The sequence below is a fragment of the Pseudoxanthomonas sp. SL93 genome (genome assembly GCF_026625825.1).
Taxonomy (GTDB): Bacteria; Pseudomonadota; Gammaproteobacteria; order Xanthomonadales; family Xanthomonadaceae; genus Pseudoxanthomonas_A.
In genome coordinates, this window is the sequence record NZ_CP113065.1 from 250,182 (window position 1) to 264,431 (window position 14,250).

15 protein-coding genes and 1 pseudogene are annotated in these 14,250 nt (G+C 66.6%); 3 read left to right on the forward strand and 13 right to left on the reverse strand.

The genetic code is table 11. From position 1 onward, the window contains the following. Entirely contained in the window at window positions 1-1,206 is a 1,206-nt protein-coding gene (locus OVA13_RS01145; protein WP_267792013.1) for a DmpA family aminopeptidase, read from the forward strand. A gap of 12 nt (window positions 1,207-1,218) precedes the next feature. Here OVA13_RS01145 and OVA13_RS01150 read toward each other — a convergent pair whose 3' ends face one another. Continuing rightward, on the reverse strand, window positions 1,219-1,758 hold the full coding sequence (locus tag OVA13_RS01150) for a type II toxin-antitoxin system RelB family anti-toxin (RefSeq protein WP_267792014.1): 540 nt from the start codon (window positions 1,756-1,758) through the stop codon (window positions 1,219-1,221). A gap of 111 nt (window positions 1,759-1,869) precedes the next feature. Here OVA13_RS01150 and rhtA point away from each other — a divergent pair, with 111 nt between their 5' ends. Beyond that, window positions 1,870-2,760 carry a threonine/homoserine exporter RhtA gene (gene rhtA / locus OVA13_RS01155; protein ID WP_267792015.1) on the forward strand — a complete coding sequence of 297 codons (891 nt, stop codon included), beginning with the start codon at window positions 1,870-1,872 and terminating at the stop codon, window positions 2,758-2,760. 1 nt (window position 2,761) lies between these two features. Here rhtA and OVA13_RS01160 read toward each other — a convergent pair whose 3' ends face one another. The 11 genes from OVA13_RS01160 to pstS (OVA13_RS01210) all read right to left on the reverse strand — a co-directional run bounded on the left by OVA13_RS01160 (window position 2,762) and on the right by pstS (OVA13_RS01210) (window position 12,135). Next, the gene (locus OVA13_RS01160) at window positions 2,762-3,262 is read right to left on the reverse strand and encodes an O-acetyl-ADP-ribose deacetylase (RefSeq protein ID WP_267792016.1); all 501 of its coding nucleotides are present in this window, start codon (window positions 3,260-3,262) and stop codon (window positions 2,762-2,764) included. 22 nt (window positions 3,263-3,284) lie between these two features. Beyond that, window positions 3,285-3,917, reverse strand: coding sequence for a ribonuclease T (gene rnt / locus OVA13_RS01165; protein WP_267792017.1), 633 nt, complete (start codon window positions 3,915-3,917; stop codon window positions 3,285-3,287). 211 nt (window positions 3,918-4,128) lie between these two features. Next, entirely contained in the window at window positions 4,129-4,899 is a 771-nt protein-coding gene (locus OVA13_RS01170) for an HvfC family RiPP maturation protein (RefSeq protein WP_267792018.1), read from the reverse strand. Continuing rightward, window positions 4,892-5,740, reverse strand: coding sequence for an HvfB family MNIO-type RiPP peptide maturase (locus OVA13_RS01175; protein WP_267792019.1), 849 nt, complete (start codon window positions 5,738-5,740; stop codon window positions 4,892-4,894). Before OVA13_RS01175 ends, OVA13_RS01170 begins: the two co-directional genes overlap by 8 nt. 66 nt (window positions 5,741-5,806) lie before the next feature. After that, window positions 5,807-6,193 (reverse strand): EF-hand domain-containing protein, encoded by a 387-nt coding sequence (locus OVA13_RS01180; RefSeq protein WP_267792020.1) that lies wholly within the window; start codon window positions 6,191-6,193, stop codon window positions 5,807-5,809. A gap of 149 nt (window positions 6,194-6,342) precedes the next feature. Further along, window positions 6,343-7,053, reverse strand: coding sequence for a phosphate signaling complex protein PhoU (phoU, locus tag OVA13_RS01185; RefSeq protein ID WP_267792021.1), 711 nt, complete (start codon window positions 7,051-7,053; stop codon window positions 6,343-6,345). 9 nt (window positions 7,054-7,062) lie between these two features. After that, the gene (gene pstB / locus OVA13_RS01190; RefSeq protein WP_267792022.1) at window positions 7,063-7,881 is read right to left on the reverse strand and encodes a phosphate ABC transporter ATP-binding protein PstB; all 819 of its coding nucleotides are present in this window, start codon (window positions 7,879-7,881) and stop codon (window positions 7,063-7,065) included. Continuing rightward, entirely contained in the window at window positions 7,874-8,725 is an 852-nt protein-coding gene (gene pstA / locus OVA13_RS01195) for a phosphate ABC transporter permease PstA (protein ID WP_267792023.1), read from the reverse strand. Before pstA ends, pstB begins: the two co-directional genes overlap by 8 nt. Next, the gene (pstC, locus tag OVA13_RS01200; protein WP_267792024.1) at window positions 8,725-9,696 is read right to left on the reverse strand and encodes a phosphate ABC transporter permease subunit PstC; all 972 of its coding nucleotides are present in this window, start codon (window positions 9,694-9,696) and stop codon (window positions 8,725-8,727) included. The genes pstA and pstC overlap by 1 nt, the downstream gene beginning before the upstream one ends. Window positions 9,697-9,806: 110 nt before the next feature. After that, window positions 9,807-10,901 carry a phosphate ABC transporter substrate-binding protein PstS gene (gene pstS / locus OVA13_RS01205; protein WP_267792025.1) on the reverse strand — a complete coding sequence of 365 codons (1,095 nt, stop codon included), beginning with the start codon at window positions 10,899-10,901 and terminating at the stop codon, window positions 9,807-9,809. A 220-nt stretch (window positions 10,902-11,121) separates the two neighbouring features. Beyond that, complete coding sequence (gene pstS / locus OVA13_RS01210; RefSeq protein ID WP_267792026.1) at window positions 11,122-12,135, reverse strand: phosphate ABC transporter substrate-binding protein PstS; 1,014 nt, start codon at window positions 12,133-12,135, stop codon at window positions 11,122-11,124. Between the two features lie 439 nt (window positions 12,136-12,574). On the opposite strand from pstS (OVA13_RS01210), the gene OVA13_RS01215 reads away from it, so the two are divergent. Beyond that, window positions 12,575-13,873, forward strand: coding sequence for an OprO/OprP family phosphate-selective porin (locus OVA13_RS01215; RefSeq protein WP_267792027.1), 1,299 nt, complete (start codon window positions 12,575-12,577; stop codon window positions 13,871-13,873). A gap of 189 nt (window positions 13,874-14,062) precedes the next feature. On the opposite strand, the pseudogene OVA13_RS01220 reads toward OVA13_RS01215, so the two are convergent. Then, window positions 14,063-14,209, reverse strand: a pseudogene (locus OVA13_RS01220) (hypothetical protein); the annotation flags it as partial. Window positions 14,210-14,250 lie beyond the last annotated feature (41 nt).

Genomic DNA, 14,250 nt, shown 5'->3' on the forward strand with positions numbered 1-14,250 from the left:
ATGGCCCCTGTGTCGCCGTATCTGTTGCATCGACTGGCGGCACTGCTGCTGGGGCTGTCGGTGTTCGCCGCCTCGGCCCAGGAGGCGCCCCGCGTGCGCGCACGCGACCTGGGCGTGGCACCGGGCATCTTCGCGCCCGGCAAGCTCAACGCCATCACCGATGTCGACGGCGTGCGGGTAGGGCAGGTCACGCTGCGCGAGGGCGACACCGTGCGCACGGGCGTCACCGCCATCCTGCCGCATGCCGGCAACCCCTACCGCTCGCGGGTGCCGGCGGCCATGCATGTCGGCAACGGGTTCGGCAAGTTCATGGGCAGCACGCAGGTCAATGAACTCGGCGAGCTGGAAACCCCCATCCTGCTGACCTGCACGCTGTGCGTATGGAAGGCGGGCGATGCGATGGCGGCATGGTTGCTCGAGCAGCCGGACATGCAGCAGGTGCGGTCGATCAACGTCGTGGTCGGCGAGACCAACGACGGCGGTCTCAACGACATCCGTTCACGGCCGGTCACCGCCGAGTCCGTACGGCGTGCCCTGACCACCGCGTCGGCGGGGCCGGTGCAGGAAGGCAGCGTGGGTGCCGGTACGGGTACCGTGGCGTTTGGCTGGAAGGGTGGCATCGGCACATCGTCGCGCGTACTGCCGGCCTCGCTCGGCGGCTGGAAAGTCGGTGTGCTGGTGCAGAGCAATTTCGGCGGTGTGCTGCAGGTGGCAGGCGCGCCGGTCGGGCGTGAGCTGGACCGCTACGCCTTCCAGAACGCAGTCGCCGTGCAGGACGAACCCGTGCCACGGCAGCGGCCGGGTGCGGCGGACGACCGCGGCGATGGCTCGATCATCATCGTCATCGCCACCGATGCACCGCTAAGCGACCGCAACCTGCGGCGGGTGGCCTCACGCGCGATGATGGGGCTGGGGCGCACGGGCAGCTCCGCCTCCAACGGCAGCGGCGACTATGTCGTGGCGTTCTCGACCGCTGCATCTGTGCGTCGTGTGTTCGACGCACCGCGGCACACGACGACCGAACTGGCGAACGACGAGATGAGTGCCGTGTTCCAGGCCAGCGTCGATGCGGTGGAGGAAGCGGTCTACAACTCGCTGTTCATGGCGACCACGATGACCGGGAATGGGCAGACGGTCGAGGCGATTCCGCTCGACCGCGTACGCGACGTGCTGCGACGGCACGGCATCGCGCCGCCAGCCAGATGATCCTTCGCCCGGTCAGTGGACGACGTTGCGGATGAAGCGCAGCGGCTCGGAACCGTCGTTGCGGTAGGCATAGTCGCGGTTGCTGGGGAAGACGAAGAAGTCGCCGGCGTCGATGGCGCGGTCGCCCTCCGGCAGTTCCACCACCAGCCGGCCCTGGATGACGAAGAACATCTCGTGCCAGCCGGCCGGATCCGCCGCGGAGACGTAGCGGTCGCCGGGCATCAGCGTCCAGGCCCACAACTCCACATCGTGTGACGCCGGCGCGGTGGCCAGCAGTACGCCCTGCGAGCCGGGTATGCGCCCGCTCCAGGCCAGGGCTTCGATGCGGTCGAGGCGGGGGTTGTCCGGCGCCTTGACCAGATCGGCGAACGACACGCCCAGGGCCTCGGCAATCCGGTCCAGCGTGTTGAGACTGACATTGGCGTCGCCGGACTCGATGGCGACCAGCATGCGACGACTGACATCGGAGGCGTCGGCCAGTCCCTGCTGGCTCAGGCCGGCGCCCGTACGCAGGCGGCGGACGTTCTCGGCAACGTGTTCAAGTACGCTCATGGGCAGGGTTGCGCAATATATTGCGCATAGGCTAAGCTTCGATTGCGCAATATAGTGCGCAGTCGTCTTCCCCTACAAGCGCACGCCGCGTGCCGTCGTGCTGGTGCCGTCATGAACCCCACGTCCTCGTCCGGCGCCTCCTCGCGCTGGCAGCCCGTCGCCCTGCTGCTGTTCGCCATGCTGTCCATCCAGTCCGGCGCCTCGCTGGCCAAGAGCCTGTTCCCGGCCGTGGGTGCGACGGGCGCCACCGCGTTGCGGCTCGCACTCGCCACGCTCGTGCTGGCGGCCGTTTTCCGGCCCTGGCGCATGCGCGTGGAGCGGCACCAGTGGCCGTCGCTGCTGCTCTACGGTGTCTCGCTGGGGCTGATGAACCTCATGTTCTACAAGGCGCTGGAGACCGTGCCGCTGGGCATCGCCATCGCACTGGAGTTCACCGGGCCGCTGGCCGTGGCGCTGTTCGGCTCGCGCCACCTGCGTGATGTCGCCTGGGTCGTGCTGGCGGTGGTCGGACTGATCCTGCTGGTGCCGGAGAGCGGCGCGCAGTCCCTCGATCCGGTGGGAGCGGCCTATGCGCTGGGCGCGGGCGTGTGCTGGGCGCTGTACATCGTGTTCGGGCAGAAAGCCGGCAACGAGCATGGCCCGCAGACGGTGGCACTGGGCACCTTCATCGCCGCCGTCGTCGCGGTGCCGTTCGGCGTCGTGCATGCCGGCACCGACCTGCTGTCGCCCGCGTTGCTGCCGATCGCCCTGGGCGTGGCATTGCTGTCCACCGCGCTGCCCTACAGCCTGGAGATGATCGCGCTGACGAAGATGCCCACGCGCACGTTCGGCATGCTGATGAGCCTGGAGCCGGCGATCGGCGCACTGTGTGGCCTGCTGTTCCTGCACGAGCGGCTGTCATTGCTGCAGTGGCTGGCCATCGCCGCGATCATCCTCGCTTCCGCAGGAGCCGCGATGACGTCGCGGCCTCCGGTGGATGCCGCGGGCAGTGGCGAGGGTTAGGTCAGTCCAGCAGCGCCTGGTAAAGCGCCAGGTCGCCAGCCGAAAAACAACAGAAGGTCACGTCCATCGGCGCCGCTGCCACGGAGAGCGTCGCGCGCACCGTCTCGACCGCAATCCTCGCGGCATCGGCAGCGGGATAGCCATAGATGCCGGTGCTGATACAGGGGAAGGCGATGCGGTGCACGGCATGCCGTGCGGCCAATCCCAGACTGTTGCGATAGCAGTCGGAAAGCAGGTTCGCCTCGCCCTGGTCGCCGCCGCGCCACACGGGACCCACGGTGTGGATGACGTGGCGTGCCGGTAGCCGGTAACCACGCGTGATCTTCGCTTCCCCGGTGCGGCAACCACCGAGCAGGCGGCATTCGGCCACCAGGTCCGGACCCGCGGCGCGATGGATGGCACCGTCCACGCCACCTCCGCCCAGCAGCGAACTGTTCGCTGCGTTGACGATGGCATCCAACGGTAGCGTCGTGATGTTGGCCTGGATCGCGGTCAGCCGCATGCCGTCGCTCCTGCGGGTGAGGTCAGCCCAATGGTTTCGGCCAGCCGTTGGCGATCTTGCAGAACAGCCGCGCGGTCTGTTCGGCGTCGTAGACGGCCGAGTGCGCGTCGTCCGCGTTCCAGTCGAACCCCGCGGCCTGCACGGCGCGCGCCAGCACGGTCTGGCCGTACGCGACCCCGGCCAGCGTGACGGTGTCGAACACGCTGAAAGGATGGAACGGGTTGCGCTTGTGCGCCACGCGCGTGACCGCGGCGTTGAGGAACCCCAGGTCGAAGTGCGCGTTGTGGCCCACCAGGATCGCGCGCTGGCAGCCGTGCTTCTTCACCGCGGCGCGTACAGGCGCGAACACATGGTCCAACGCTTCCTTCTCGTGCCTGGCGAAGCGGAACGGGTGGTCCAGGTCGATCCCGGTGATCTCCAGCGACTTGGGATCGATCTCGGTGCCGGGCGCGGGGTGCAGGTGCACGCTCGACGTCGTCCCCAGCACCAGCAGTCCGTTCTCGTCCAGTTCCAGCGGAATTGCCGCCAGCTCGAGCAGGGCGTGGCGCGTGGCATCGAAGCCCCCCGTCTCCACATCGACCACCACGGGCAGGTAGCCGCGGAAACGCCGGGCCATGGGCGTGATGGTGGAGGCTTCTGTGGGGGTGTTGTCCATGCGCGACAGCGTAGCAGAGCCGGGGCGCTTCCCCGGCCAGCGACCTAACAGCCGCGGGGTATCCCTGCAGGAGCGACGTAAGTCGCGACCGTGAACTGTAGGGAACGGGAAATGTGGATCAGGGTGAATGAATGGACATCGAGGCAAAAAACCTTGCCGGCGTTGATCCGTCATGATCCATGCCCCGTGCTTTCCTGTTCCTGGTCGCGACTTACGTCGCTCCCGCAGGAAGGGCGGGGCGAGTGCCCAGCACGGTGCCTTCCGTGCGCATGCGTTCCAGCATGGAGGTGCCCTGGTCGAGGAAGTCCGCGAGGTCGTCCGCGCCGGCTTCGGCGGCCAGCGCACGCAGGATCGCTTCGCCGGTGTCGTCGGCCTGGCCAAGCAATTCCAGCAGCCGGTACACGAGCGGCGAGATCTCGGCGAAACGCACCGACTGCGACGCGTCACGCCGGACCAGGATCAGGGTCGGCGCTGCCGGCGCCGTGTCCGGCTGGAAATCCGGCCCGATACGCGACACCGGCCATTGGTAGGCCAGTGCGCGGACGAAGGGGGAGAGCAGGGGCACGCCGGTGCGCAGGTCGCCATCGGGATCGTGGGGTGGCACCTCGTCGTCGGCGATCTGCAACGCCAGTTCGATCCATTCGTAGTGGGCCAGCTCCAGCAGCCAGGGCGGTTGCTCCGCCGCGGCATCCGCGCGGCCTTCGACGTAGCGGATGAACTCGCGCCCCAGTTCGGGGAAAAGCGGCGTGTGGCTGCGGTGGTCGGCATGGAAACCACGTACCAGCGCATGCCAGCGCGTGTCGCCCAGTGTCTTGCGGATCACCGGGAAGTTGGCCGACAGCAGGCTTTCGATGTTGTTGTAGAAAAGGTCGCGGTAGATCGCCAGGCGCCGGTCCTCGATGCCGGGCGGCGGTGGATTGGCCTCGGGATCGCGCAGGTGGCGCGACAGCGCGAACTGTTGCGCGCGCAGCGTCTCAACCATGCGCGGCCTGCGTTGCCACGGTGGCGGCCTGCTGCGCGTGGCGTATCCGCTGCACTTCGTCCAGCAGCGTCGCCATGGGAGGGAAATTGAAGTCGCGCTCCAGCAGCGTGGGCCGTACGCCATGCAGCCGATAGGCGGCATCCAGCAGGTCCCACACCGCGTCCTTCACCGGGGCGCCGTGGGTATCCACCTTCAGGTCTTCGGCTTCGTCGTAGTGGCCGGCGATGTGGTACGACGCGATGCGGTCCGTGGGCATGCGTGCCAGGAAACCGTGCGCGTCGTAGCCATGGTTGATGGCGTTGACATAGACATTGTTGACGTCGAGCAGCAGGTCGCAGTCGGCTTCCACCAGCACCGCGGTGACGAAATCCACCTCGTCCATCGCCTGGAACGGGGCGGCGTAATACGACACGTTCTCCACCGCGATGCGGCGGCCAAGCAGGTCCTGTACGTGGCGGATGCGGCCGGCGACGTGCCGCACGGCCTCCTCGGTGAAGGGGATCGGCATCAGGTCGTACAGGTGACCGTCGTCGGCGCAGTAGCTCAGGTGTTCGCTGTAAAGGCGGACACCGTGCTGGTCCAGGAAGCGCCGGGTGCGGGCCAGGAAGGTGTCGTCCAGCGGCTCCACGCCCCCCAGCGAAAGCGACAAGCCGTGGCAGGTGATCGGATGGCGCGCGGAAAGGTCCGCGAGCGCCTCGCCCAGGCGTCCGCCCACCCCGATCCAGTTGTCGGGGGCGCACTCCAGGAAATCGAAGGCACCGGCCGGCGCGGCGCGCAGTTCGTCCAGCAGTGCCCGTCGCAGGCCCAGGCCGGCGGCGTCAGGAGGAAACAGGGGGCTCATCGCGTCCGGGTATCGCGGAACTCCGCCTTCCCGGGGGAAGACGGAGTCCACAGCGCGTGCAGGGGGTTACGGCGTGCCGTCGGTCTTCTTGCTGCCGCCGCACTTGCCTTCACCACATTTGCCTTCACCGCACTTGCCTTCGCCACCCTTGGCACCGGCATGAGCCTTGTGCTCGGCGGCGTCGATGAAGCCATCCTTGTTCGCATCGATGGTGGCGAACTTGTCCGCCTTGTCGGGATGCGCGGCAGAGAACTCGGCCTGGGACACCTTGCCGTCCTTGTCGCTGTCGGCCTTGGCCATGCCGCACTTGCCCTCGGCGGCCTTGGCGGTCTCGCCGGCCGACAACAGGTAACCCTGGGCCATCGGCTGCATGGCGAAGGCCGAACCCGACAGTGCGATGCCGCCCGCGAGGGCAATGGCGATGGCGGCGGGCTTGGGGGACGTCTTGGACATCGTGGTCTCTCCAGTGGAGTGCGGAACGTCCGCACGGAAGTGGCGCCAGTGTAGTCGCTGGACGTTATCAGTCCGTATGCGCCGCTTGTGGAAAGCATGCGCCCCGCCGGGGTGGCCGGGCGGGGCGCGATGTTGCGGTGCGGCGCGGTTCAGACAGCGCCGGTGGTGCTGGTCTCGTCGCGCTTGTCGCGGGGCGGCAGCGGCTGTTCGCCATGGACCAGGAACCAGACGTTCTCGGCGATGTTGGTCGCGTGGTCGCCGATCCGCTCCAGGTTCTTGGCCATGAACAGCAGGTGCGTGCACGGGGTGATGTTGCGCGGGTCTTCCATCATGTAGGTCAGCAGCTCGCGGAACAGGGCCGTGTAGTGCGCATCCAGTTCGGCATCGCGGGCGCGCACGTGCACGGCGTATTCCGCGTCGCCGTTCTGGTAGGCGGTCAGGGCGTCGCGTACCTGGCGGACGGCCAGCTTGCCGAGCGCGCGCAGGCCGGTGATCTGCGGCATCGGCGGCGAGACGTTGAGGGCGATGGAGCGCTTGGCCACGTTGGCCGCATAGTCGCCGATGCGTTCGATGTCGGCGGGGATGCGCAGGCCGGCGAGGATCTCGCGCAGGTCGCGTGCCATCGGGCCACGCAGCGCCAGGTGCATGACGTCATGACTGACCTGGTGCTCGATGGCGTCGATGGCCTCGTCGTTGGCGATGATGCGCTGGGCGGCCTTGTCGTCGCGGCGCTCCACCACGTCCAGCGCGGCCTCCAGCTGCGCCACGGCGGTTTCGCCCATGCGCACGATCTCGCCGACGATGCGGCGCTGTTCTTCGTCGTAGCTCTTCACGATATGGTCGTGCGGTTGGGTGTTCATCAGGGGTCCTCAGCCGAACCGGCCGGTGATGTAGTCTTCGGTCTGCTGCTTGCCGGGCTTGGAGAAGATCGTCGAGGTGACGTCGTGCTCCACCAGCTCGCCCAGGTACATGAAGGCCGTGTAGTCCGACACGCGCGCGGCCTGCTGCATGTTGTGGGTGACGATGGCGATGGTGTACTGGTGCTTCAGTTCCTCGATCAGCTGTTCGATCTTGCTGGTCGAGATGGGGTCCAGCGCCGAGGTCGGTTCGTCCAGCAGGATCACGTCCGGACGCAGCGCCACCGCGCGTGCGATGCACAGGCGCTGCTGCTGGCCGCCGGACAGGCCCAGCGCACTCTGCTTCAGCTTGTCCTTGGCCTCGTCCCACAGGGCGGCCTGGCGCAGGGCCTGCTCGACGCGGTTGTCCATGTCGGCCTTGCCCAGGCGCTCGTGGTGGCGGATGCCGTACGCGACGTTCTCGTAGATGGTCATCGGGAACGGCACCGGCTTCTGGAACACCATGCCCACCTTGCTGCGCAGGCGGTTCATCGGGTACTTGCTGTCCAGGATGTTCTCGCCGTCCAGCAGCACGCCACCGGTGGCGCGCAGCTTGGGGTACAGCGAATAGATGCGGTTGAACACGCGCAGCAGCGTGGACTTGCCACAACCGGACGGACCGATCAGCGCCGTCACGCGCTTCTCGGGGATCTCCAGGTTGATGTTCTTCAGCGCGTGGTAGTCGCCGTAGTAGAAGTCCAGGTCCTTGGCGGCCAGCTTCACCTTGGCCTGCGCGCTGTGCTCGTCGTGGCGCTGGGTGGCAACGACCGAAATGCGGGCCGCGTCATTCATGGGTCACCTTGTTTCGAAGAAGGATGGTTCGCGCAGCGAGGCTGAGCAGGAGGACCAGGGCGGTCACCAGGAACGCACCGGCCCAGGCCAGCGAGTTCCACGAGTCGTAGGGGCTCATGGCGTACTGGAAGATCACCATGGGCAGATTGGCCATCGACTGGTTGAGGTCGGTGCTCCAGAACTGGTTGTTGAAGGCGGTGAACAGCAGCGGTGCGGTTTCGCCGCTGATGCGCGCCAGCGCCAGCAGCACGCCCGTGACGATGCCCGGCAATGCAGAACGCATCAGCACCTGCGTGGTCACCTTCCACTGCGGCACGCCCAGCGACAACGCCGCTTCGCGCATCTGCTGCGGCACCAGCCGCAGCATCTCGTCGGTGGTGCGGACGATCACGGGAAGGGCGATGAACGCCAGCGCCACCGCACCCGCCCAGGCCGAGTAGTGGCCCATCTGCGCCACCATCACGGTGTAGATGAAGAGGCCCAGCACGATGGACGGCGCCGACAGCAGGATGTCGTTGACGAAGCGCACCGTTTCGCCCAGCCAGTGCCTGTTGGCGTATTCGGCCAGGTAGGTGCCGGCTGCCACGCCGACGGGCGTGCCCAGCAGGATGGCCAGCAGGCTCATCACCACGCTGCCGAACAACGCGTTCGCCAGGCCACCGGGTTCGTTCGGCGGCGGGGTCATCTGGGTGAACAGGTCCAGGTTGAGGCTGCTCATGCCCTTGGTGATCGTGGTCCAGAGGATCCAGACCAGCCACATCAGGCCGAAGATCGCGGCCGCGATGGACAGCGTCAGCGCGACGCCGTTCTTGACCTTGCGGAAGGTGTACAGGGACGCGGACATCAGTTGCCCTCCCGCTTGGCCAGCTGGCGCAGCATCAGGCGGGCGATCGCCAGCACGATGAAGGTCAGCAGGAACAGAGTGAAGCCCAGCAGCAGCAGCGAGCCCTTGTGCAGCGGGTCGGTGGCTTCGGCGAATTCATTGGCGATGGTGGAGGCGATGGACGTGCCCGGCTCCAGCAGCGCCGCGCTGATCGTGTAGGCATTGCCGATCACGAACGTCACCGCCATGGTTTCGCCGAGGGCCCGGCCCAGGCCGAGGAACACGCCGCCGATCACCGCCGAGCGCGTGTACGGCAGCACCACGTCCCACACCACTTCCCACTTGGTGGAACCCAGCGCGTAGGCCGACTCCTTCAGCCGGCCCGGCACGGTCAGGAAGACCTCGCGCATCACCGACGACACGAACGGGATCACCATGATGGCCAGCACCAGCCCGGCCGTCAGCATGCCGATGCCCAGCGGGGGACCGGACAGGACGGCGCCGATCACCGGCAGCTGCCCCAGGTTGTCATTGATCCAGGGGTAGACGTGTTCGCTCAGCTGCGGCGCCAGCACGAACAGGCCCCACATGCCGTAGATGATCGACGGGATGCCGGCCAGCAGCTCGATGGCCATGCCGACCGGCCCGCGCATCCACGCCGGCGCCACTTCGGTCAGGAACACCGCGATGCCGAAGCTCACCGGCACCGCGATCAGCATGGCGACACCGGCACTGACCAGCGTGCCGAACACCGGCACCAGCGCACCGAATTCGCGCGTGCCGACGTTCCATTCGGTGCTGGTGAAGAAGCCAAGGCCGAAGGTCTGCAGGGCTTCGCGGCCACCCCACAGCATCGACAGCGCAGCGGCGATCAGCGAGACCAGCACGAACATGCCGGCCGCGGTCATGGTCCAGCGGAACAGCTTGTCGGCACGCGCGTCACGCGTGGTGCGCACGTCCGACAGGGAAGCGGGGAGGGCGGTAGCGTTCATGCAACCCGGGAGCGGAGGGGAGGGGGTTCGTACGAAGTGGTCAAGTGCACGCTGTGGCGGTTACCGCGTGATGACACCGGGCGGCCCGATGGGGAGCCCGGTGCGATGGATCAGAGCTTGATCTCGGCGGCCCAGTAGGCCTCGATCTGGCTCACCAGCTCGGGGGGCAGCGGCACGTAGTCCAGTTCGTTGGCCTGGGCCTGGCCCTGCGAGTAGGCCCACTTGAAGAAGTCCAGCGTGTGCTTGGCCTTCGTCGCATCCTTGGGCTGCTTGTAGACCAGGATGAAGTTGGTGGCGGTGATCGGCCACGCCTGCTCGCCCGGTGCGTTGGTGATGACCAGGTTGAAGTCCTTGGCATTGGCCCAGTCGGCGCTGGCCGCGGCGGCGGCGAAGCTTTCGGCGGTGGGCTGCACGAACTGGCCGGCCGCGTTCTGCAGCGCCGCGTACGACATGTTGTTCTGCTCCGCATAGGCCAGTTCGACGTAACCGATGGAGCCCTTCAGCTGGCGCACGTAGGCGGCCACGCCTTCGTTGCCCTTGCCGCCCACGCCGCCGGGCCAGTTGACGCTGGTACCTTCGCCAACCTTCGTCTTCCACTCCCCGCTGACCTTGGACAGGTAGTTGACGAAGTTGAAGGTGGTGCCCGACCCGTCCGAGCGGTGCACGGTATTGATCTTGCCGGCCGGCAGCGCCACGCCCGGATTCAACGCGGCGATGGCCGGATCGTTCCAGGTGGTGATCTTGTGCAGGAAGATGTCGGCCAGCACGGTGCCGCTCAGCTTCAGCTGGCCCGGCTGCAGGCCTTCCACGTTGATGACGGGGACCACGCCGCCGATGACGGACGGGAACTGGCCCAGGCCGGCCTGTGCCAGTTCTTCGGAAGACAGTGGCTTGTCGGACGAACCGAAATCCACCGTGGCCGCCTTGATCTGCGCGATGCCGCCGCCGGAGCCGATGGACTGGTAATTGATCTTCGCGCCCGTGGCCTTGTTGTAGTCCGTGGACCAGCGCGCCATCAGCGGATAGATGAAGGACGCGCCGGCGCCGGTGATCTCCGCCGAAATCTGCTGGGTGCTGCCGCCGGTCGACGGGGCGGCGTTGCCGTCAGCGCCCGCCGCGGGGGCGTCGGGCTTGCCACCGCAGGCGGCGACGAACAGGACGGTGGCCAGGGAAAGGCCGGCAAGACGGAAGAGGCGGGCTGACATGGGCAGGCTCCAGGAGACGTGTCGTGTGTGATCCACGCTATGAAATGATGTTTTTGTTACAGCGTGATGACATGCCGGTCTCGCGCCGTCATGCGACGCTTCGCCGGGGGCATCGCCCCAAAAGAAAGGGCGGACCCGAAGGCCCGCCCGTGGATGCAAACGGAGGAGGGAGCGTTGCATCCGGCCCCGGCGCGGGGAGAGTCGCGCCGGGACATGCGGCTCAGTACTTCAGGTTGGCCTTCCAGTACGTCTCGATCTGCTGCACCAGGGCCGGCGGCAGCGGCACGTAGTCCAGCGACTTGGCCTGGGCGTCGCCGTTGGCGTAGACCCAGCGGAAGAAGTCGCGGGCATCCTTGTTGCCCTTCTTCGGCGCCTTGTACATCAGGATGAAGTTGGTGGCGGTGATCGGCCAGGACTGCGCGCCCGGCGCATTGGTCATGACCAGGTAGAAGTCCTTGGACTTGCCCCACTCGGCGCTGGCGGCGGCGGCGGCGAAGGATTCCTCGCTGGGCTGCACGTAGTTGCCGGCAGCGTTCTTCAGGCTGGCATAGGCCATCTTGTTCTGCAGCGCATACGACAGTTCGACGTAGCCGATGCCGCCCTTGATCTGCTTCACGTAGGCAGCGACGCCTTCGTTGCCCTTGCCGCCCACGCCGGTCGGCCACTGCACGGTGGTGCCTTCACCCACCTTGCTCTTCCACTCCGGGCTGACCTTGGACAGGTAGTTGACGAAGTTGAAGGTGGTGCCCGAACCGTCCGAACGACGCACGACGGTGATGCGCTGCGCGGGCAGCGTCAGGCCGGGGTTGAGCGCGGCGATGGCGGGGTCGTTCCAGGTCTTGATGGTGCCCAGGAAGATGTTGGCCAGGGTCGGGCCGTCCAGCTTCAACTGGCCCGGCTTCAGGCCGGCCACGTTCAGCACCGGCACCACGCCGCCGATCACCGACGGGAACTGCGCCAGGCCGTACTTGGCCAGTTCCTCGGGCTTCAGCGGGGCATCGGACGAACCGAAATCCACCGTGCCGGCCTTGATCTGCGCGATGCCGCCGCCGGAACCGATGGACTGGTAGTTGACGCGGTTGTTGGAAGCCTTGGCGTAGTCGGCCGACCACTTGGTCATCACCGGATACACGAACGAGGCGCCGGCACCGGTCACGTCGGCAGCCAGGGCATTGACCGAGAAGGCCGAGGCGAGCGCAAGCAGCGCAACGCGGGATTTGAGCGAGTTGAACACGTAAGTCTCCTGAGAGAAGGCAGGGTGGATCGGCACGGGCGTGCCCGTTGGCTGACCATTCCACGACGTTTGTGTGACAGATCGGTGTCTGCATTAAGTCAGTGGCATGACGGCGCGGGCGGGGCGCACGGCGGGCCGTTCCGCCCGCGCCATCGCGATCCGGGCAGTCCACGGCCTGCGCGCATCGGACTGTCATCACGCCGACGCGGTCGTCCAGCAGGCTGTGGAAGCGGTCGGCGCGCTCGACATCCATATAGAGAGGTGGCGCGGGCGGCTGGCTGCCCGCTGTCATATTTCAGTCACCTGATTCACATGTGACTGCAAGATTTCACACCCATCCTTAGCGCATCTTTGACGGGCGCTTAATGATTTCCGAAGGGAATCGGGGGCTCGCAAAGCGGCGAACACCTACTTATTCCACCCTTTGGAGAGTCCTCCCATGCGTTATTCCCTCTTGGCTGCCGCGCTTGCCGTCGCCATGGGCAGCACCAGCTTCTCGGCGTCCGCCGCCGACAACCGTGACCAGCAGATCGCCGAACTCAGGGCGCAGCTGGAAGCCATGCAGGCCAAGTTGGTGGAACTGGAAGAGCGCACCGACGCGCAGTCCGACGTCAACCTGGACACCGCGCAGCAGCTGGACAAGTTGAACACCGGCTCGCCCAAGATCGACACCAAGGGCGGCATCAAGGTCACATCGGCCGATGGCAAGTTTGAAGCCACGGTCGGCGGCCGCATCCATTTCGACACCTACGCCTTCGACCGCGACCTGGCCGCCACCACCGGCACCACCGAATTCCGTCGCGCACGCCTGACCCTGGGTGGCAAGGCCTATGGCTGGGAATACAAGCTGGAACAGGACTTCGGCGCCGGCACCAACCTGGACGGTCTGCGTGACGCCTACATCGCCAAGTCGGCACTGGGCGGCAAGTTCACCATCGGCCACTTCAAGCCCTACCGCGCCATGGAAGAACTGACCAGCTCCAACGAACTGCTGATGATGGAGCGTCCGTTCGCCTCGGCCACCGGCCTGTTCAGCGGTCGCCAGTTCCAGCAGGGCGTGGGCTACCTGCGTGCCGGCGAGAACTACACCGCGGGTGTCAGCGTGTTCAACCTGCGCGGTGCCGCCAACTCGCGCAACGAGGGTGTGGGTTCGGCCGGCCGCGTGACCTTCGCGCCGATCAACAACGACAACAACACCCTGCATTTCGGTGCGTGGTACAGCTACGAGAACGCGAACAACGGCTCGGACAACCTGGCTGCCACGTTCAACTACGCCGGCCGCCGGGGTCCCTCGCAGGCCATCGCCACCACCACCGGCGCCAGCCGCAACCAGGTGACGGCGTATGCGCTGGAAGCCGCCGGTTCGTTTGGCCCGGCGTTCTTCCAGGCCGAATACGCCGACGCCACCTTCGGCCAGCCGATCGGCGCCGACCAGGACGTGACCAGCTACTACGTGCAGGGCAGCTTCATGCTCAATGGTGGTCACAAGGGCTACAAGGCCGCGACGGGCGTGTTCGCATCGCCGAAGTACGTCGACAAGGGCCTGTGGGAACTGACCGCCCGCTACGACTACGCCGAGAACGAAACGCTCAACCGCGAAGTCACCAGCTGGATCCTCGGCATGAACTACTACGTCAACCCGAACCTGCGCTTCATGTTCAATTACACGCAGGGCGACAACGAAGTCACCGGCGACGAAACCGCCCAGTACGCACTGCGCACGCAGTTCGCCTGGTAAGCATCACGCCGGACGGAAGCGAAAAACCCCGGGCATGTCCCGGGGTTTTTTCTGGGTGGCTTTTTTGTAGGAGTGACGTCAGTCACGACCGCCAACCATGACCGCATGGGAACAAACAGCGTTCCGGCGATGACCGACGTGTTGCATGCATCACCTGGTTCCGCAGCCGCCGGGATGCACGGTCGCGACTTACGTCGCTCCTACAAGGGAGTTCGACTGCGGACATGCCAATGCCATGCAAGGCGTCTTGTCCTTGAACCGGCAGATGTCGCGGATGACGCATTGGGGGCAATCCGGTTTGCGCGCCTTGCAGACGTAGCGGCCATGCAGGATCAGCCGGCCCGCGATAGCAGGCAGGCGGCATGACGCCGAGGCCG

Coding starts and splice junctions, on each gene's coding strand:
- phoU (WP_267792021.1), bottom strand. CDS start 7,053: ATGAACACCCAACCGCACGACCATATCGTGAAGAGCTACGACGAAGAA.
- pstS (WP_267792025.1), bottom strand. CDS start 10,901: ATGTCAGCCCGCCTCTTCCGTCTTGCCGGCCTTTCCCTGGCCACCGTC.
- pstA (WP_267792023.1), bottom strand. CDS start 8,725: ATGTCCGCGTCCCTGTACACCTTCCGCAAGGTCAAGAACGGCGTCGCG.
- pstB (WP_267792022.1), bottom strand. CDS start 7,881: ATGAATGACGCGGCCCGCATTTCGGTCGTTGCCACCCAGCGCCACGAC.
- rnt (WP_267792017.1), bottom strand. CDS start 3,917: ATGGACAACACCCCCACAGAAGCCTCCACCATCACGCCCATGGCCCGG.
- OVA13_RS01160 (WP_267792016.1), bottom strand. CDS start 3,262: ATGCGGCTGACCGCGATCCAGGCCAACATCACGACGCTACCGTTGGAT.
- OVA13_RS01215 (WP_267792027.1), top strand. CDS start 12,575: ATGCGTTATTCCCTCTTGGCTGCCGCGCTTGCCGTCGCCATGGGCAGC.
- OVA13_RS01180 (WP_267792020.1), bottom strand. CDS start 6,193: ATGTCCAAGACGTCCCCCAAGCCCGCCGCCATCGCCATTGCCCTCGCG.
- OVA13_RS01150 (WP_267792014.1), bottom strand. CDS start 1,758: ATGAGCGTACTTGAACACGTTGCCGAGAACGTCCGCCGCCTGCGTACG.
- pstC (WP_267792024.1), bottom strand. CDS start 9,696: ATGAACGCTACCGCCCTCCCCGCTTCCCTGTCGGACGTGCGCACCACG.
- rhtA (WP_267792015.1), top strand. CDS start 1,870: ATGAACCCCACGTCCTCGTCCGGCGCCTCCTCGCGCTGGCAGCCCGTC.
- OVA13_RS01170 (WP_267792018.1), bottom strand. CDS start 4,899: ATGGTTGAGACGCTGCGCGCGCAACAGTTCGCGCTGTCGCGCCACCTG.
- OVA13_RS01175 (WP_267792019.1), bottom strand. CDS start 5,740: ATGAGCCCCCTGTTTCCTCCTGACGCCGCCGGCCTGGGCCTGCGACGG.
- OVA13_RS01145 (WP_267792013.1), top strand. CDS start 1: ATGGCCCCTGTGTCGCCGTATCTGTTGCATCGACTGGCGGCACTGCTG.